Source organism: Achromobacter mucicolens, from assembly GCF_029866465.1.
In the GTDB taxonomy this organism is placed as follows: Bacteria; Pseudomonadota; Gammaproteobacteria; order Burkholderiales; family Burkholderiaceae_B; genus Achromobacter; species Achromobacter mucicolens.
On record NZ_CP123364.1, the window covers coordinates 2,718,356 to 2,737,381 of the forward strand.

Consider the following 19,026-nt stretch of genomic DNA (forward strand, 5'->3'; position numbering starts at 1 on the left):
AAGACGGCAACCCTACCATGTCGACAAGACACCGTCAGGCCCGAGTTGCAGCGTGCCCGCGATACCTCGTGAAACATGAATTTCCGCACCTTAACACCTCTGGTTACATGTGTGTGACTTTATGGCGGAGTGAGCGCAGAATGCCCGAATATCGTGTCCCGATCTGCGCCCGGACAGCGCAGGCATCACGTCGGAGCGCATCTGGAGCAAGCCATGATCAACACTGAGCCTTGCCAAAATTCCGTGGTCAGCGATGCGGAAATTACCGCCATGATCACCAGCCGGGACGGGCTGCGCGTGCTCCTTCAGCCGCAAGTGGACCTGCTGACGGGCCGGATCGTATCGGCCGAAGCATTGGTCCGATGGCAGCATCCGCAACTGGGCGTCGTGATGCCGTCGGACTTCATCCCGGCCGTGAACCGGCTAGGGCTGGACTGCATGCTGTTCGAGCGCGTCTGCGTGCGGGTCATCGATGCGCTCCAGGCACTGCGCCGTTTGGGGTTGGCGGTGCCGCTGGCGATCAATGCGCCGGCCACCACGCTTTCCGAGGCGCGCTGCATCGATTTCCTGCTGGATCGCGTGCGGTCCGCGGAATTGCCCCCCTCGCTGGTGCGCGTGGAATTGACCGAAGACCAACCCATCCATGATCTGGACGTGCTGCGCGCGTCGCTGCTTCGGCTGGAAGAGGCGGGTTGCGAAGTCAGCCTGGACGATTTCGGCACCGGCCACGCGTCGCTCAAGCTGCTGTCGGCGCTTCCGCTGTCGGAGGTGAAGATCGACCAGTATTTCGTGACGCGGATGCGCCGCAGCACCGTGGCGTTTGAAGTGCTGCGCACCGCCGCGGAGCTGGCTACCCGGCTGGGCTGGCGCGTGGTGGCCGAAGGGGTGGAAAACGTCGCTGACATTCCCGCGCTGCGTGCGGCGGGATGCCGGTACGGGCAGGGCTTTTCGCTGGGCCGGCCCATGCCGCTGGACGAACTGATCTTGCGCCTTCGGACGCAACGCGACGGTGGCGAGCCGCTGGGCGCGCCTGCCGCTTATGCGTCGTCGTGGCTGGATGCCTTCGACGGGCCCAGCCAGGAAACTGAGCCCACGCGCCCCGTCATCTTGCGCACGGTGGCGTAGTCGCCGCCGCCTCACCTCGTCCTGCGCGAGCGTAGTTTTTACCGACCGCCGCGGGGATTGCCCAGCCCCGGCCCCGTCCCCTGAAAATGCTTGCCCTGGACCCGCCCGCCGCGCCTCGGCTGGGCACGCCGGTTGCTCTGGTATCTGGGCGGAATATCTCCGCTTACTAGGAGACTTGTAATGGCCAACCAGAACCAACCCGACCAGCAGAAGCAACCGCAAAAGCAACAGTCCCAGGAAAATCCGCGGGACCGCAACCAGTCGCCGGGTCAACAGCCCGGACAATCGGGTCAGCAAATGGAGAAAGACCGGAATCAACAAGGTCAGACTTCAGGCCAGCAGAACAGGACCCAGCGCTAAACGCGTTGGCTACGCCAGCCGCGTCACCAGCGCGCGGTTGTCTGCGTAGTGCCTGACGGCCCCGGCCGCGCCTCCTCCGTGGCGTATCCGGGGCCGAATTGCGTTTGAAAGGCAGTCCCGCGCTCACGAAGACAGGCACAACGCCGCGGGGCCGTCGCGCAACACTTCCGATACCGGCAGCAGGCCATCGGCGCCCGCGCGCACCCGGCGCCCGGTTAGCGCGTCGTGCCAGGACAGAATCGGGCTTGCCGCCGGCAACCGCAGCGCCGTATCGCCCCAGAACGCTCGCGCCTCGCCCGGCTGGCCGTTTACATAGCCGGTCAACCGCAACGCGCAGGTGCGCGCCCCGACGATAAGGGCCGACTGACCCTCATGTTGGCGCACATAGGCCAGCACATGGTCCGCCTGGCTGCCTTCGGCTTGCAGGGCGTGCAAGGTGCCTGCCGCAAACGGCGCGGGGATTCGCTGGCGGGCAAGGAGTAGGCGGTGAATCAGGGCCTGTTTGACCGCGCCCGTTCGCCAAGCTGATTCCGACAGGTCCATGGCCACCTCGCGCGACCCGTCGGCCAGCAGCCGGGCGCGCAGGCCGTAGTCGACCGGCCTGCGGTTGTCCGGGTCGACGAGGCTGAAATCCCAAAGCTCCGTACCCTGATAGAGGTCCGGCACGCCCGGCAACGTGCAGCGCAGCAGCGTCTGGGTAAAGCTGTTCACCATGCCGGCGGGTGCGATTTCCAGCGCAAAGGCCGCCATGCTGGCCAGCACGGCGCGGCCGTCGGCGTCGTGGCCCAGCCAGGCGAGGCACGCCTTTGCGGCCGCTTCGTACGCCGGGTCCTGGTCGGTCCAGCTGGTGTGCAGCTTGGCTTCCCGCAGCGCCTTTTCCTGCCATTGGGCGACACGGTCCAGCCAGGGTTGCAGGCGGTCGGCCGGCCAATCGGACGGGTCGGCGCGCCAATCGCAGGGCCAGGCGCCGACCAGGGTCTGGATGAGCATGTAGCGGTCGGCACGCGTCAAGCCGGCAGGCATGGCGTCGATCCAGCCGCGCGCCGCTTCCAGCCAGCGCTGCGGCATCTCCGTCAAGACGGCAAGGCGGGCCCGCGTGTCTTCGCCGCGCTTGTGATCGTGCGTGGCGGTGGCCAGCATGGCGCGGGGATGCGTTCGGGCTCGGGCGGCACAGGCCTGAAAGAACTCGTCGCCGGACAGGCAGAAGCGCGCGGGCGACGCGCCGACCTCGTTGCGCGACAGCAGCGGCCCGTAGCGGTAGAAAAGCGTGTCCTCCAGCGCCTTCGCGGCCAGGGGCGGCGTCAATTGCTGAAAGCGCCGCAGTGCAGTGGCGTGTTCCGGCTGGCCATTGAACCATTCGGCGATCTGCGCCAGCAGCGTGGCGTCTGCCGAACCCTCGCGGGCCGCCAGCGCCAACGCCGCGCCCTGAACGGCGGTGTTGCGCCGATGCGCGTCCGCCGGGTTGCTGCCCTCGTCCTCGGCGTAAGTGCGGTAGACGGGAAAGGCCGCCAGCAGGGCGCTCAGCGCGCGGTCGATCGCGGTTGCGGTCCAGTCGCGCGTGCGCACGTCCTGGCTGGCGATCTGTTCAAGGCAGCCGACCAGCGCCTGCCGTTCGGCGGGGAAGTGCCGCACCAGCATGCGCACACGCGCCGCGCGTAGCTGCTCGGCAGCGTCGCGGTCGTCGCCGGTCAATTCTTGCCAGAATGTGCGCAGCGGCGCCTCGCCCTGCGGGTCATGCAGCACGGCGCTCACCTGGTCCATGAAGTCGTAGCCCGTGGTGCCGTCGGTCTGCCAGCGAGGATCCAGCGCCTCGTCATGCGCCAGGATCTTCTCCACGACCAGATACGGTTGGTCCTGGCGCAGCGCCGCGGGCCGGCTGGCGTTGGCTTGCGCCAGACGCGCCGACAGCCGCCGCAAGTACCCGCCGGGCGACGCCAGCCCGTCGATGTGGTCGATGCGCAGGCCGTCCAGCACGCCTTGGGCGTACAGGCGCAGGACAAGCGCATGGACGGCGTCAAAGACCGCCTCGTCCTCGACACGCACGCCGACCAGTTCGCTGATTTCGAAGAAGCGCCGCCAGTTGATCTGGTCGGGCGCGGTGCGCCACCACGCAAGGCGGTAGTGCTGGCGTTCCAGGAGTTCATGCAGACGCTGGCGGCCGGGCGCCTCGGCGGGGTCGTGTTCGCGCAGCCACGCCTCGCGTGCGGCGCCGCGCGGCACGGACGACGGCGTCAGCGGATAGCGCTGGCCATGCACGTCCAGCTCGGGGGCGGCGGCATCCGGGTCCCATTGCGGCGTGATCGCGCCGCGCTCCAGGGACGCGCCGTACGGGTCGCCCAGCACGGGCAGCAGGACCTTGTTGCGCAGCGCCGGCGCGGGACGATTCCAGTCGATATCGAAGTAGGCCGACCACGCGCTTGCCGCGCCGTTGGCTAGCACGTCGCGCCACCACGCGTTGGTGGGATGGGCCGCCATGTGGTTGGGCACGATATCCGCGATGAGGCCCAGGCCGCGTGCCCGCGCAGCGCTGGCCAGCCGGAGCAGGGCGGGTTCGCCACCCAGTTCCGGGCTGACCACGGCGTGGTCGATGACATCGTAGCCGTGCGTGGAGCCCGCTCGCGCGCGGGTGATGGGCGACAGATACAGATGGCTGACCCCCAGGTCCGCGTAGTAATCCACCTGGGCGCACGCGTCGTCGAGTGTGAAGCCTGCGTGCAATTGCAGCCGGGCGGTGGCTTGCGGTGTGCTCAAGATTGTCTCCTTCCGGCGCGCGCGGCATCCAGGCGGGCCTGCGTGGCGGGATCGGCAAAGGTCGCGCGGATGCTCAGCGGCAACCGTTGGCACCAATTGGGGTGGGTGTCGATGGTGCCGGGCAGGTTCGGCTGGTCCAGTACGCCGGCAACGTCTTCCATCGGAATCAACATCAGCGGGCACGGGCTGGAGGACACGAACTGCAGAAGCGCGGGCACCGGCGCCTCGGCGGGCGGCGTTGCCAGGCTTGGATCCAGCGCCCGCGAAAGCAGCTCGCGGTCCAGCGCCCGTTCGGCGCGAAGACTTTCCTCGCTGTCGTCGGCGCCCAGCAGACCCAGTTTGACGCGCCAGTCGATGTCGCGCTCGTCCCACCAGCCGCGCAGGGTGGGCAAGTCATGCGTCGTCGTCATGGCGACCGCGTTGCGCGGCCACTCGGCGGGCGTCGTGAAACCGGCCGGGGCGTCGGGACCCGGCTGGGCGTCCGGCGCCTGACGCATGAACCAGAGCACGTTCATGCCGAGCACGCCATTGTCCTTGAGCCGGTCATCAAAGCCCTCGGGCACGGTGCCCAGGTTTTCGCCAATGGCGCAGGCGCGATGGCGCCAGGCCTCCAACGAGATCAGCGCAAGCATGTCGTCCAGCGGATAGCGCAGGTAGGCGCCATCGGCGGGCGACGCGCCCTCGGGCACAAGCCACAGACGCGCCATTCCAAGGATGTGGTCGATGCGCACGCCGCCGGTATGCGCCAGCACGGCGCGCAGCATGTCGATGAAGGCAGCGTAGCCCTGGGTGTGCAGCGCGCGCGGCGAGAAGGCGGTCAGGCCCCAGTACTGTCCGAGGGGGTTGTAGATGTCGGGCGGCGCGCCCACGGACATGCCGCGCATGAGGTCGGCCTGGCGGCTCCAGGCGTGGCTGCCATCCGGACTGGCGCCCACGGCCAGATCGGCGAGCAGGCCCAGCCGCATGCCGGCCTCGCGGCCCGCGGCATGCGCCGCAGCCAGGCTCTCTGCCGCCAGCCACTGCGCGAATTGGTGAAAGTCTACGTCCAGCGCATGGTCCTCAGCAAAGCGTTGGACCTGCGACGAGGCGGGATCGCGCAGGGCGGCAGGCCAGCGCTGCCACGCAGGGATCGACCCGCCGGGCGCGCGTTGCGCCGCATGCAGCGCTTCAAAGATCGCGTGGTCGCGCAGGGCCTGGCCGCGCTCAGTGCAAAATTTCGCATAGCGCGCCCGCTCACTGACACCGCCATGGGTGGCGAATTCGGCATGCAAGGACCGCAGCGCTTGCAAGCGGATCGCCGCGGCCGCCGGCCAGTCGATGCGCGCTAATCCGTCCAGCGCGGTCAACGCCGCGGGGGCGACGCCGGCCAGCGCGCGCTGCAGCGCATCCTGGCCCAGCACGGGGGCGGGATCGGCGTACAGCACGTTCAGGAACAGGCGGTTGGACGGCGAATACGGGCTGGATCGCTCGGGTTGCGCGGCGTACATCGCGTGAACCGGGCTGATGGCAAGCATGTCGGCGCCTTGCTCGGCAGCGGCCACCGCTAGTTCGCGCAGCGCGCCAAAATCGCCGAAACCGTGCGTGCGCGGCATGTCGGCGCGCGCGTCCTGGCGCAGGCTGTAGACCTGTGCGGCCAGACCCCAACAGCGCGGGCTGGCCGCGCCGGTCAGGTCGGCGAGGCTCGGGGCCTCGCGCGGCGCCACTGCCAGCGTGGCCTGCGCCGACGTCAACAGCAGCCGGTGGTAGCCGGGCTCGTCGGGCGCCACCAGGAACGGGATGCCGTCCGCGCCCGCCTGAATATGGCCGTTCAGGATGTGGCCGGATTCGCACAGGATGCGATAGGGGCCGCGGGCAGTCTTGGGCAGCGGCGTGCGGGCGTTGCACCGCGTCACCAGCATGGGCGGCAGCGCGTCCGCCGCCTGTTCCGCCAGGCGCTGGCGGCTGTCGGCGATGTCCCGGGACGTCTCTGCCGGCAGGTCCATCGCAGCCAGCAGCGCGCGCAAGGTTTCCGCCGCGACGCGCTGCGGGCGCTGGCGCGCATCGGTCCAATGCTCCGCGATGCCAGCCACGGCGGCCAGCGCGGACAGGCCATCCGGCTCGGCACTGGTGCGCTTCATGCCGCGTCCTCCAGCAGCCAGACGGTGCTGTCCGGGCACAGTTCGCCTTGTGCGAGCCGGTCCCGTCCGCCCGCGGGCGATTCGAACAGCAGGGTCGCGAACACGTCCGGACCGGGCATGAGCGAATCGGGCACGGTCTGAGGATTGGGCCCCAGGTTCGCGTAGACCGTCAGGCGGGCGCCATCGGCCAATTCCCAGCGTGCGAACACACTGCGGTCGCCCACCGCCGCGGCGCCCAGGCTGACCGCGCCCGCCAGCCGCGGCGCGATCATGCGCGCGCGCAATTGCAAGAGCGCCGTGTAATCGCGCATCCACTGGGCCGCATCTGGCTCGTCCTGCCAGGGATAGCTGGCGTGGTAGGTGGACGCGTCGTTCGGATCGGGCAACTGCGGGGTGGGAGTATCGCCGGCGAACTCGGGAAAGGCCGAAAATTCGCGTTGCCGGCCGTCGCGCACCGCCTGCGCCAGTTCGGGATCGGTGTGGCTCGTGAAATACAGGAACGGCGCGCGCGATCCGCGTTCCTCGCCCATGAAGATCAGCGGGATCTGCGGCGCCAGCAATTGCAGCGCGACAGCCGCACGCAGACGCTGGGGGGTGTCCACCAGCTCGGTCAGGCGTTCGCCGCGCGCGCGGTTGCCGGTCTGGTCATGGTTCTGCAAGAACAGCACGAAGGCGGTGGGCGGCAGGTCGGCGCTGCGCTCGCCACGCGGCTGGTTGCCCCGATAGGCGGAGGGTTGGCCCTGATACACCCAGCCTTCGGCCAGGCAGCGCGCCAACGCCTGCGCGGGCGCTTCGGCGTAGTCGGAATAGTAGCCGCGCGATTCGCCGGTCAGCAGATGGTGCAGCACATGGTGCGCATCGTCGTTCCATTGCGCCTCGAAATCGCCGCGCAGCAGGCTGGCCCGGTTGTCGTCGTTTTCGACGACGAGATGCACGTGGCGCTCGGCCGAGACGTTGTCGCGCACGAAGCCGGCCAGCTCGTGCAGCCACTCGTGTCCGGCGATGGCATGGACGGCGTCCAGGCGCAGGCCGTCAAAGCGGTACTCGGTCAGCCAGTACAGCGCATTTTCCTTGAAGAAGGCGCTGACGGCCGCCTGCCGGAAGTCGATGGCAGCCCCCCACGGCGTGTCGATATCGGTGCGAAAGAAGGGCGCGGCATAGGCCGACAGGTAATTGCCGTCCGGGCCGAAGTGGTTGTAGACCACGTCCAGCATCACGCCCATGCCCAATCCATGCGCGGTGTCGATCAGGTTCTTCAGATCGTCGGGCGAACCGTACGCGGTGTCGGGCGCATACGCCAGCACGCCGTCATAGCCCCAGTTCCGCTCCCCCGGAAAATCGGCGATGGGCATGAGCTCCAGCATGGTGATGCCCATGTCGGCCAATTCGGGCAACCGCGCGATCAGGCCCGCGTAGCCGCCCGCCAGTCCCGCGTGGACTTCGTAGATGACGGTGTCTTCCCACGGGCGGCCGGTCCATTCCGGGTGGCGCCAGCGGTACGCGCCGGGCGCGACGACAACGCTGTCGCCATGCACGTCGCCGTCCTGCAGACGTGATGCAGGATCGGGTATGACGGTGCCGTCGTCCAGCCGATAGTGGTAGCGGGCGCCCGCCGGGCAGTCCACATCGGCTTGCGCAAAGCCGTCCGGGCCGGGCCGCATCGGAATCGGGGGATGGCCCTCGACCTCCAGCACGAGACCGGGCGGGGCGCTCGGCGCCCACAGCCGAAAGCGGGTGACGCCGCTTTCCAGCGGCAAGGCGCCGAATGAGTACGGATGCGTCATGTCGCCTCTCCCGGTTCCGCCCGCTGTCCCATCAAGACAAGACTATGAGGCGCAACCGTCACCGTCGGCTCGTCCCATGGCGCGGGCTCGGCCGGCTTGTCCGAGTCCAGTTCCAACGACCAGGCGAAGCCGGCTTCGGGCAGAGTGAAGGTCACGGCTTCGTGCGTGGGGTTCATCAGCAACAGCGTCACGTCGGCGCCGCCCTCGGGGCGCAGCGCGGCGCGGCGCAAGCCCATGACGCGCTCCTGTTCGGCGTCCCACGCCGGGCCCTCCAGCGGCGCGCCCGATGCGTCGAACCAGGAAATGGCCGGGACGCCCGGCAGAATTTCCTGGCCCGCATCGCCATAGCGGGCGCTGCGTACGCTGGGATGCGCGCGGCGCAGGGCCGTCAGGCGGCCCACAAAGCGGCTGAGCGCCCGGCCGGCATCGCTTTGGGCCTGTGTCCAGTCCAGCCAGGAAATGGCGTTGTCCTGGCAGTAGGCGTTGTTGTTGCCTTCCTGGCTGTTGCCGAATTCATCGCCCGCCAGCAGCATCGGCGTGCCGTCGGACAGCATGGCCGATCCCAGCAGCGCGCGTTGAACGCGGCCGCGCGTCTCCAGAATCTGCGGATCGTCTGTCGGCCCTTCGGCGCCCCAGTTGTGGCTGAAGTTCTCGGAATGGCCGTCATTGCCGTCCTCGCCATTGGCCTCGTTGTGGCGGCCGTCGTAACTGACGATGTCGGCCAGCGTGAAGCCGTCGTGCGAGGCCACGTAGTTGACGCTGGACCAGGGGCGGCGATGGCGGCGGTCGAAGATGTCGCGCGACCCGCACAGCCGCGCCGCCATCTCGCCGCGCATGCCTTCATCCCCGCGCCAGAAGCGGCGCGTGGTGTCGCGGAACTTGTCGTTCCATTCCGCGAACCCGGGCGGGTGATTGCCCAGCTGGTAGCCGTCCGGGCCGATGTCCCACGGTTCGGAGATGAGCTTGAGCTTGGACAGCACCGGATCCTGCAGGATCACGTCGAAGAATCCCGAGCCGGGGTCGTAGCCGTTGCCCTCGCGGCCCAGCGTCACGCCCAGGTCGAAGCGAAAGCCGTCCACCCCGTAAGAGGTGGCCCAGTACCGCAGCGAGTCGGCCACCATCTGCAGCACCCGCGGGTGCGACATGTTGACCGTGTTGCCGCAGCCCGTGTCGTTGATGTAGTAGCGCTCTTGCCCCGGCATCAGGCGGTAGTAGCTGGCGTTGTCCAGGCCGCGCCAGGAGAGCGTCGGCCCCATTTCGTTGCCTTCGCAGGTGTGGTTGTAGACCACGTCCAGGATCACCTCGATGCCCGCCGCGTGCAGACGGCGGATCGCCAGCCGCAATTCGTTGGGATGCTGCATGAGGTACGCCGGTTCCGGGGCGAAGTAGGACAGGGTGCTGTAGCCCCAGTAGTTGCGCAGCCCGCGCTCGGTCAGGAAGTGGTCCTGCAGGAAGGCATACACCGGCAAGAGTTCCACCGCCGTCACGCCCAAACGCTGCAGATGCTCGATGAAATGCGGATCGGCCAGGGCCGCGCAGGTGCCGCGCAGCGGCTGGCGCAGGTCCTCGCGCTGCATCGACACGCCGCGCAAGTGGACCTCGTAGATCGTCGTGTCGTTCCAGGGCGTGTCCGGGGCCTTGCTGTTGCCCCAGTTGAACGGCACCTCATCGGCCACGATGGCCTTGGGCATGGCGGGGGCGCTGTCGCGGCGGTCAAAGCTCAGATCCTGCCGCGAATGATTCATGCGGTAGCCAAAGAGCGCATTGCTCCAGTGCAGCGGGCCGCTCAGCTGGCGCGCATAGGGATCCAGCAGAAGCTTGTTGGGGTTGAAGCGGTGCCCATTTTGCGGATCGTACGGGCCGTGGGCGCGGTAGCCGTAGAGCAGGCCGGGCTGCGCATCCGGCAGGTAGCCGTGCCAGATTTCGTCCGTGCACTCCGGCAGGTCGAAGCGGCGCAATTCCTTGCGCCCCTTGGGATCGAAGATGCACAGCTCGATACGGGTGGCGTGCGCGGAGAACACCGCGAAGTTCACGCCCAGGCCATCGCTGGTGGCGCCCAGCGGTTGGGGCTGGCCGCCGGTGATTCGGGTCAGTTGGGACGGATCCATGGATTCAGCCTTCGTGCATCAGGAAGAGAGTCGAGAGGGGCGGCAGGGTGAGCGACAAGGCCTGCGGCTGCCCGTGGGCAGCCATGTCGCCGGTGTTGGCCCCGCCCTGGTTGCCCTGGCCGGACCCGCCGTACTGGGACGCGTCGGTGTTCAGCAGTTCAGCCCAGCGGCCGGCCCGAGGAACCCCGATGCGGTAATCGTGCCGGGTGACCGGCGTGAAATTCGACACGGCCAGCACGTGCTGCTGGCCGTCGGTGCGGATGAAGGCGACGACGCTGTTGTCCTGGTCGTCCATGATCGTCCACGCGAACCCCGAGGGGTCCGCGTCTCGCGCATGGAGGGCCGGGAGGTCGCGATACAGGCGGTTCAGGTCGGCCACCAGACGCTGCATGCCCAGATGGCCCGCGTCGTCCAGCAGGTTCCAGTCCAGCGTGGCGTCGTGGTTCCATTCGGTGGGCTGGGCCAGCTCGCCGCCCATGAACAGCAGCTTTTTGCCGGGATGCGCCCACATGAAGCCGAAGTACGCGCGCAGGTTGGCCAGCCGCGCCTGCTTGTCGCCGGGCATCTTGCCCAGCAGCGACCCCTTGCCGTGCACCACCTCGTCGTGCGACAGCGGCAGGATGAAGCGCTCGCTGTACGCGTACACCATGCCGAACGTGATGTCGTGGTGGTGGTAGCGGCGATGGATCGGATCCTGCGCCAGATAGCGCAGGGTGTCGTGCATCCAGCCCATGTTCCATTTGTAGTGGAATCCTAGACCGCCTTCGGACACGGGCGCGGTCACGCCCGGCCACGCGGTGGACTCTTCGGCAACCATGATGGCGTCCGGCACCTCGTGGCGCACAGTGTCGTTCAGCTCTTGCAGAAACTGGACCGCCTCCAGATTCTCGCGGCCGCCATAGCGGTTGGGAATCCATTCGCCGGGCCGGCGGCTGTAGTCGCGGTAAAGCATCGACGCCACCGCATCCACACGCAACCCGTCGATGTGAAAGCGCCGCAGCCAGTGCATGGCGCTGGCGATCATGAACGCCTTCACCTCGTTGCGCCCCAGGTTGTAGACCATGGTGTGCCAGTCGGGGTGATAGCCCTCGCGCGGATCTTCGTATTCGTACAGCGAGGTCCCGTCGAAGGTGGCCAGGCCATGCGCGTCGTCGGGAAAGTGCGCGGGCACCCAATCCAGGATGACGCCGATGCCGGCGGCGTGGCAGCGGTCGACGAACCGGGCGAAGGCCTCGGGCGGCCCATAGCGCGCCGTGGGCGCGAACATGCCAAGCGGCTGGTAGCCCCACGAGCCGCCGAACGGATGCTCCATGATGGGCATCAGTTCCAGATGCGTGAAGCCCATGGCGCGGGCGTAGCCCGGCAGCTTGTCGGCCATCTGGTCCCAGGCGCAGGAGCCAGCTTCGACACTGGCCCACGAGCCGGCGTGGACCTCGTAGATCGACACGGGCGCGCTGGGAGACTGGCGCGCCCCGCGCGCCTGCATCCAGTCGTCGTCGGACCAGGCGTAGGGCGCGGGATCGTCCACGATCGAGGCCGTGGCGGGCGCCAACTCGCTGCGGCGCGCCATCGGATCGGCCTTCAAGAATTGATTGCCGTTGCGGTCGGTGATGGCGAACTTGTAGCGGTCGCCAGCGCGTACGCCGGGAATGAAAATCTCCCACACCCCCGCTGCGTGGCGCAGACGCATGCCGTGGCGGCGCGGGTCCCAGCCATTGAAATCGCCGGCCACCGCAACCCGCCGGGCATTGGGCGCCCAGACTGCGCAGCGCAGGCCGCTGACGCCGTCCACCTCGACCAGGTGCGCACCGAGGGCCTCGCCGGCCTCGCGCCACGCGCCTTGGGCCAGGCGCTGCAGCGTGGCGTCATCCAGCAGAGCGCCGAAGGCATAGGGATCGGCGGTGACCTGTTCGGCCGCGGGCCAGCGGATCGCCAGGCGGTAGGACGCCCCGTCGCCGGCCTGCGCGTACGTCACGCGGCCGACGTAGAGACCCTGCGCCTGTTCCTCCAGGGGCGTGCGATCGCCATCCTGATCCAGGACCGCCACGGCCGAGGCCCCGGGAACGAAGACGCGTACCCAGCCGTCGTGCGGTCCCAGCACCCCGAAAGGGTTGTCATGCAGCCCATGGGCCAGCGCGGTCAGCTCCTGCGCGTCGATGTGGCCGTCGGTGGCAGCGGCGGGAGAGGCAAAGCCTGCGGTCATGACGTTTTTCCTTCGGCATCGATGGCGGCCGACAGCAGGACGCCGCGCGCCAGTTCGGTCAGGGCGCACAGGGGAATCGAAATCCAGTCGGGCCGGTGGGCCGCTTCGTAGCTGACCTCGTAGGCGGCTTTCTCCAGTTGCGCCAGGATCAGCAGCGTATCCTCGCGATCCCCCGAGGCGGCAAGGTCTCCGCCGCGCACACTGGTGTAACCCTGCAGGAACGCGTCCGAGGCCCGCTGGCGGAAACGCGCCAGCAGGGCGTCGCGCTGTTCGGCCGGTGCAACGGGCGGCGCGGGCACGTCGTCCGCACCCGCATTGGCGTCCAGATGCGCGCCACCGATCAGGTCCGTCCGCGCAATCGACGCCGCCGCATAGTCAAACGAGCGCAACATGCCGGCCACGTCCTTGTACGGAGAAGCGAGCGATCGCCGCACTTCCAGGCTGCTGATCGGCTCACCTTCGAAGTCGATCAGGTAGGCGTCGGTCTGCGCGACCAGCACCTGGCCCAGGTGGAAGTCGCCGTGTATCCGCAGCCACGGCGCGCCCACCTCGGCCTGCGCCATCTCGGCGACGCGCTTGGCCAGGCGCTCGTGATGCTCGAAGAACCACTCCGCGCAGGCATGCGACGGCTCTTCAAGCTTGTCCAGCGTTGCGCGCAGATTCTTTTCGGCGCGGTCCAGCAGCGCAAGCACCTGCTCGGCCCGCTTGTCCGCATCCGTCTGGCTGGCGGCTCGCGACTGGAAGTCTGCATCATCGGTTGGCGCGGCCAGCAGCGTGTGCATCTGGCCCAGCCGTTCTCCGATGGTGCCGGCCATGACGGCGTAGCCTTCCAGGGTTTCCTCGAACTCCTCGGGCGAGCTGCCAACCAACAGGGCATTGGCCAGCGTGCGCTTCAGGTAGTCCAGCGTCCAGCTCCAGGCATCGCCCTCATTGGAGACGTAGCCGTGCGCGACCGCCAGCGTGTGCACGACGCCCTCCGCGTCGACGCGCTGCACCTCGCCCAGCAGCGGTGGAATGTTCCCGTAGCCGGCCCGCGTCAGGTAGCGGGTCATCTCGGCTTCGGGCGACAGGCCCGGCTGCACGCTGCGGATCAGCTTCAGGATGACGGCATTGCCGACGATGACCGAGCTGTTGGACTGTTCGCCCGACAGCCAGTGCATGTCGAGGTCGCCGTCGAAATCCATGCCGGCCAGCCCCGCCTCGGGCAGAAAGCGGATCACGCCCGGCTTGTCGCCCGGCTTGCCGCCGCTGCGTCCGTCGAGTTCCGCGCTCGCCTGCATAGCGCGGAGCGTGCTGCGCACGAAGCCCGGCTGCAGGAAGGCGTCGGCCAGGACGCCCACTTCGGCGCCGCGGCGCACGCGGGCAATGGCGTACTGGATGACGGCGGTCTCGTCCCAGACCAGGACAAAGGGCGCTTGCGCGCGCATGCCCGTCGTACCGTCCTCCGGCTCGATCTCGGCCCAATAGAATTCCCCGTCGGCCGAGGCGAACGGCGTGGCGTAGGCCAGACGTGCGCGGGCCGGCGCCTCCGACCCCGGATACCAGCGCTGGCGCGCCAGATATTGCGGCAGGATCTCGCGCTCCAGCGTGGCGCGGGACGCGTCGGTCAGCGCCGCGCCGCCCCGATTCTTGAGCACCAGGGTAATCAGTTCGGGCATCTGGGCGGGCGCCGTCGCGTGCCATCCGGGCGGCGCGGCGTCCTGGCTCAGGTCCATCCAGTAAAAGCCGTAGGGCGGCAGCGTCAGTAGATAGGGCGGTTCGCCGATCGCGGGGAAGGGCGTGCCACCCAGCATTTCCACGGGTACCCGGCCCGAGAACTCCTGCATGTGCAGCTCGACCGGTTGGGCCGCATTCGACAGGTTCGCCACGCACAGGATGGTCGTGTCTTCCCACTGACGCAGGTAGGCCAGGATCTTGCGGTTGCCGGCATAGATGAAGCGCAACGTGCCGCGGCCGAAGGCGTGGCTCTGCCCGCGCTGCGCCAGGAGCCGCCGCGTCCAGTTCAGCAGCGAATGCGGGTCGCGCTGCTGCGCCTCGACGTTGACGGCCTCGTAGCCGTACAGCGGGCCCATCAGCACGGGCAATGGCAGCCGTTCGGGATCGGCGCGCGAAAAGCCGCCATTGCGGTCGGGCGACCATTGCATCGGCGTGCGCACCCCGTCGCGGTCGCCCAGGTGGACGTTGTCGCCCATGCCCAGTTCGTCGCCGTAGTACAGCACCGGCGTGCCGGGCATCGAGAGCAGCAGGCTGTTCATCAGCTCGACACGGCGCCGGTCGCGTTCGAGCAGCGGCGCCAGCCGGCGGCGGATGCCCAGGTTGATGCGGGCGCGCGGCTCGGCCGCGTAGACGTTCCACAGGTAGTCGCGCTCGCGGCTCGTCACCATCTCCAACGTCAGCTCGTCGTGATTGCGCAGGAAGATGGCCCACTGGCAGGTGGGCGGAATATCGGGCGTCTGGCGGATGATGTCGGTGATCGGAAAGCGGTCTTCCTGCGCGATGGCCATGTACATCCGCGGCATCAGCGGGAAGTGAAAGGACATGTGGCATTCGTCGCCCGCGCCAAAATACTCCTGCGCGTCCTCGGGCCATTGGTTGGCTTCGGCCAGCAGCAGGCGGCCGGGGTACTCGGCCTCGATCACCGCCCGGATCTGCTTGAGCACGTCATGCGTCTCGGGCAGATTTTCGTTGTTGGTGCCTTCGCGCTCGACCAGGTAAGGCACCGCGTCCAGGCGCAGCCCGTCCACGCCCATGTCCAGCCAATAGCGCATGACGGACAGCACTTCCTTGAGCACCTGCGGGTTGTCGTAGTTCAGATCGGGCTGGTGCGAATAGAAGCGGTGCCAGAAGTACGCGTTGGCCACCGGGTCCCAGGTCCAGTTCGACTTCTCGGTATCGCAGAAGATGATGCGCGTGCCGGCGTACGCCTTGTCGTTGTCGGACCAGACATAGAAGTTGCGCGCCGCCGACCCGGGCTTGGCCGCACGGGCGCGCTGGAACCACGGGTGCTGGTCCGACGTGTGGTTGACCACCAGTTCGGTGATGATGCGCAGGCCCCGGGCATGCGCGGCCCGGATCAGCTTGCGCACGTCGGCGATGGTGCCGTAGTCCGAGTGCACGCCGCGGTAGTCCGCGATGTCGTAGCCGTCGTCGCGGCGGGGAGACGGGTAGAAGGGCAGCAGCCAGATGGTGTTCACGCCCAGGCTGGCGATGTAGTCCAGCTTGGAAATCAGGCCGGGCAGGTCGCCAACGCCGTCGCCGTTCGAGTCGAAGAACGACTTGACGTGAAGCTGGTAAATGACGGCGTCCTTGTACCAGAGGGGATCATCCTGAATGGGTTGGGCTTTACTCATCATGGCGTTGGGCGCGGGCTTCATCCATGCAGCGAAAGCCGCCACACGCGATAGGGTTGGTCGGGGGTCAGCGTCAGGCTGCGGTGCTTCTGATGCCAGGTCTCGCGGGTTTCGGTCAGCAGGTCTTCGGCGGACAGCTGACCGGCGTCCGATTCGCCGAACAGCCAGAACGGCGCCTCGACGCGCGTCTCCTGCGCCTGGAACGGATCCAGGCTGATGACGGCCAGCACCACGTTGCCGTGGCCTGGCGTGGACTTGTAGAAAGCCAGCACCCGGTTGTTGCTGCTGGCGGCCAGCGTCAGGCCGCGATGCGTCTGCAATGCCGGGTTGGCGCGCCGGATCTGGTTCAGGCGTGTGATCTCGGCCCGGATGTTGCCCGGGGCGTGCCAGTCGCGCTGGCGCAGTTCGTACTTCTCGGAGTCCAGGTACTCTTCCTTGCCCGGCAGCGGCGCGCCTTCGCAGAGTTCAAACCCGCTGTACACGCCCCACAGTCCCGAGCCCAGCGCGGCCAGCGCCGAGCGGATCAGAAAGCCCGGGCGTCCCGAGGTCTGCAGGAAGAACGGGTTGATGTCCGGGGTGTTCACAAAGAAGTGCGGGCGGAAGAAGTCGGCCGCCGGCGGCGACGAAATCTCCTGCAGGTAGGCTTCCAGCTCGGCCCGCTCGTTGCGCCACGTGAAGTACGTGTACGACTGCGTGAAGCCGATCTTGGCCAGCCGGTACATCATCTTGGGGCGGGTGAAGGCCTCGGACAGGAAGATCACGTCCGGATGCTGCGCGTGGACTTCGCAGATCAGCCACTGCCAGAACGGCAGGGGCTTGGTGTGGGGGTTGTCCACGCGAAAGATGCGCACGCCGTGATTCACCCAGAACAGCACCACGTCGCGCAGCGCGCGCCACAAGCCCAGCTTGCGGCCGCGGCGGTTCTGGCCGCCGTAGAAGGACACGTTGACAATGTCCTCGTACTTTTTCGGCGGATTCTCGGCGTAGCGCATCGACCCGTCCGGCCGCCACGAGAACCAGTCCGGATGCTGCGTCAGCCACGGATGATCCGGCGAACACTGGATGGCGAAGTCCAGCGCAATCTCCATCCCATGCTGAGCGGCCGCATCCACCAGGTTCAGGAAGTCGGACAGGGTGCCCAGCGCGGGCTCGATGGCGTCGTGGCCGCCGCTTTGCGCCCCGATGGCGTAGGGACTGCCCACGTCGCCCGGCTCGGCGCGCAGGCTGTTGTTGCGGCCTTTGCGGTTGCGCTGGCCGATCGGGTGGATGGGCGGCATGTACAGCACGTCAAAGCCCATCTCGCGGATGTCCGGCAGCCGCGCGACCACGTCGTCGAAGGTGCCGTGGCGCCCGGGCTCGGCCGCCTGCGACCGGGGGAACAGTTCGTACCAGCTGGAATGGACGGCCTGGCTGCGGTCCACCCAGACCGGGTAGGCCGTGGCGGTGACCGCTTCGAACGGGTGGTCGTCAAGCGCGTGCATGGCGTGCGCCAACGCCGGGTCCAGCAGCACGTCGACCTGCGCCTGCGTCGGCGGGACCGGATGGGTCAGGTCGGCGTCCGCGAAGGCCGCCAGCGCACGGCGCACGGGCTCGGCATCCGCGCCGGCGGGCGAGCCGGCGTCGGCGCGCGCCAGGGCGTCGCGCAGCAGTGCGAGGCCTTCGTGGATCTCCAGGCTGATATCGCGGCCCGCCTGGTGCTTGACCTCGATGTCATGGGTAAACGTATGCCAGGCGTCGAACCAGGCGGCCACGACGAATTCATGGGCCCCGACGCGGCGAGGGCGGAATGCGCCTTCCCAGCGGTCGTTCAGGCCGCGCGTCATCGGCACCGTGTGCCAGCGCGCCTCGTCCTTGGCGCGCCAGCGCACCTCGGCGGCGAGTTGGTCGTGGCCGTCCATGAAGATGTCGGCCTGCACGGCGATGCGCGCGTGCGGGATGGTCTTGACCGGATAGAGGCCGCCATCCACGGCAGGGCTGATGTTCTCCAGCGCGACGCGCTGGTTGGCCAGGTCGTCGGCGCGCGTCCGGTGGTGACGCACGGCGTCGCGGACCGGCTGGGTGGGTTGGAACATCAGCAACGCGCAGTCGCCCGCGGCCAGGGAGTCGGCCTGCCTCTGCAAACCCGCGGGCGGCGTGAACGGGACGAGATCGGCCGGCGGCAACATTGGCGCCAGGGCATCCCAATCCACGCCCGCATGCTGCGTGGGCGACGGATTGACCGCAAGCGCCAATGTCGCGCCATCGCCCGCATCGCGCAGCATCACGGTGCAGCTGCCGTCCCGGCCGCCCAGCAAACACAACGGACCCTTCAGCCGGGAGCCGTCGAACCAGGCGTTCACGGCTTGTACGTCCGGCAGGCGATGTTCGTCCTCGTCCGTCAGCATGAGTCCATCGCCCGACACCGCCGCGCTCCAGAGCGCGCTTCGGCCGTATTCAGACGGCGACTGCGCGCCGGATTGCGGCGGGGCAGCAATGACTTCGCCAATGGCGCGCAGGCGCGCGTCCTCTTCCGCCAGCCACGACGACTTGAAGTCCCACCAGGGCAGGGAAGAAAATGCGGCGTCGAACGCCGCGTCCCGCAGGCCCGCCAGGTCGGCGGGCGACAGGCCGGGTGTCCAGGCCAACAGGCGCACATCCGGATTCTGCGCGCGCAACGCGGCCCCCAGTTCCCGCCACGCCTCTGCCGGCAGCCGGTGAGGCGCCTGGAACACCAGGCCCTTGACCCCGCTGCGCGTCCAGCCGAGCAGACGTGCCGTCCACGCCGGCAGAAAGCCGGCCGGCAGGGGGCCTTCAGGCAGGTGCAGCACCCCGCGCTCCTGCGGCGTCAGTCGCGGATCGCGCGCGGGTTCTTCGTGCAGCGACCGGTACCACCCGGGTTCGGCGGTGGTCGCCACGGCATGGCGCGCACTGCGGTCCAGGATCACGTCGACGAACAGCGACAACCCGTGGGTCGACAACTGCGCCGCAATCTCGGTGTACCACTGAGTGATCGGCGTGTCCTTGCCGTCGACGCGCGCGGTGTCCGCATCGCGCGCGGCATTCGAGCCCGGTTCCGGCCCGGTCAGCCACGGCGCCGGCGCCAGCACGGCATTGAACCCGCGTTGCGCGAGGCGTTGGCACAGGGCCTGGAGGTCCGAGTGGCCCTCCGGCAGGCCAGAGCGGGCGTGATAAAGACGTAGCGGGGCGCGGGACGGCGCGGGGACGGTGGAACGGGGCACCGGGCTGGCT

Annotated in this window: 9 protein-coding genes; 2 read left to right on the plus strand and 7 right to left on the minus strand. The window is 68.5% G+C overall.

Going from position 1 to position 19,026, the window contains the following annotated elements; all coding sequences use genetic code 11:
• Positions 1 to 213: 213 nt before the first annotated feature.
• Entirely contained in the window at positions 214 to 1,125 is a 912-nt protein-coding gene (locus QEP15_RS12475) for an EAL domain-containing protein (RefSeq protein ID WP_280148831.1), read from the plus strand.
• Positions 1,126 to 1,305: 180 nt separating this feature from the next.
• Positions 1,306 to 1,485: a hypothetical protein gene (locus QEP15_RS12480; protein WP_056317712.1), complete on the plus strand. Its 180-nt coding sequence runs from the start codon at positions 1,306 to 1,308 to the stop codon at positions 1,483 to 1,485.
• 123 nt (positions 1,486 to 1,608) lie between these two features.
• Here QEP15_RS12480 and treY read toward each other — a convergent pair whose 3' ends face one another.
• Genes treY through QEP15_RS12515 form a run of 7 tightly spaced genes read right to left on the minus strand, consistent with a single transcriptional unit; the run spans position 1,609 to position 19,016 of the window.
• The gene (gene treY / locus QEP15_RS12485) at positions 1,609 to 4,236 is read right to left on the minus strand and encodes a malto-oligosyltrehalose synthase (protein WP_152384415.1); all 2,628 of its coding nucleotides are present in this window, start codon (positions 4,234 to 4,236) and stop codon (positions 1,609 to 1,611) included.
• Positions 4,233 to 6,353: a 4-alpha-glucanotransferase gene (gene malQ / locus QEP15_RS12490; protein WP_280148832.1), complete on the minus strand. Its 2,121-nt coding sequence runs from the start codon at positions 6,351 to 6,353 to the stop codon at positions 4,233 to 4,235. Before malQ ends, treY begins: the two co-directional genes overlap by 4 nt.
• A complete protein-coding gene (treZ, locus tag QEP15_RS12495; protein WP_279990078.1) occupies positions 6,350 to 8,137 on the minus strand; it encodes a malto-oligosyltrehalose trehalohydrolase in 1,788 nt (595 codons plus the stop codon). Before treZ ends, malQ begins: the two co-directional genes overlap by 4 nt.
• Positions 8,134 to 10,245 carry a glycogen debranching protein GlgX gene (gene glgX, locus QEP15_RS12500; protein ID WP_280148833.1) on the minus strand — a complete coding sequence of 704 codons (2,112 nt, stop codon included), beginning with the start codon at positions 10,243 to 10,245 and terminating at the stop codon, positions 8,134 to 8,136. Before glgX ends, treZ begins: the two co-directional genes overlap by 4 nt.
• A gap of 4 nt (positions 10,246 to 10,249) precedes the next feature.
• Entirely contained in the window at positions 10,250 to 12,448 is a 2,199-nt protein-coding gene (gene glgB, locus QEP15_RS12505; protein WP_280148834.1) for a 1,4-alpha-glucan branching protein GlgB, read from the minus strand.
• Positions 12,445 to 15,822 carry a maltose alpha-D-glucosyltransferase gene (gene treS, locus QEP15_RS12510; protein WP_425285983.1) on the minus strand — a complete coding sequence of 1,126 codons (3,378 nt, stop codon included), beginning with the start codon at positions 15,820 to 15,822 and terminating at the stop codon, positions 12,445 to 12,447. The genes glgB and treS overlap by 4 nt, the downstream gene beginning before the upstream one ends.
• On the minus strand, positions 15,819 to 19,016 hold the full coding sequence (locus tag QEP15_RS12515; protein ID WP_152384420.1) for an alpha-1,4-glucan--maltose-1-phosphate maltosyltransferase: 3,198 nt from the start codon (positions 19,014 to 19,016) through the stop codon (positions 15,819 to 15,821). Before QEP15_RS12515 ends, treS begins: the two co-directional genes overlap by 4 nt.
• Between the last annotated feature and the right edge of the window lie 10 nt (positions 19,017 to 19,026).

Bases quoted from the DNA above. Each gene is read 5' to 3' on its own strand.
- QEP15_RS12475 (WP_280148831.1), top strand. From the start codon at position 214: ATGATCAACACTGAGCCTTGCCAAAATTCCGTGGTCAGCGATGCGGAA.
- QEP15_RS12480 (WP_056317712.1), top strand. From the start codon at position 1,306: ATGGCCAACCAGAACCAACCCGACCAGCAGAAGCAACCGCAAAAGCAA.
- malQ (WP_280148832.1), bottom strand. From the start codon at position 6,353: ATGAAGCGCACCAGTGCCGAGCCGGATGGCCTGTCCGCGCTGGCCGCC.
- treZ (WP_279990078.1), bottom strand. From the start codon at position 8,137: ATGACGCATCCGTACTCATTCGGCGCCTTGCCGCTGGAAAGCGGCGTC.
- glgX (WP_280148833.1), bottom strand. From the start codon at position 10,245: ATGGATCCGTCCCAACTGACCCGAATCACCGGCGGCCAGCCCCAACCG.
- glgB (WP_280148834.1), bottom strand. From the start codon at position 12,448: ATGACCGCAGGCTTTGCCTCTCCCGCCGCTGCCACCGACGGCCACATC.
- treS (WP_425285983.1), bottom strand. From the start codon at position 15,822: ATGAAGCCCGCGCCCAACGCCATGATGAGTAAAGCCCAACCCATTCAG.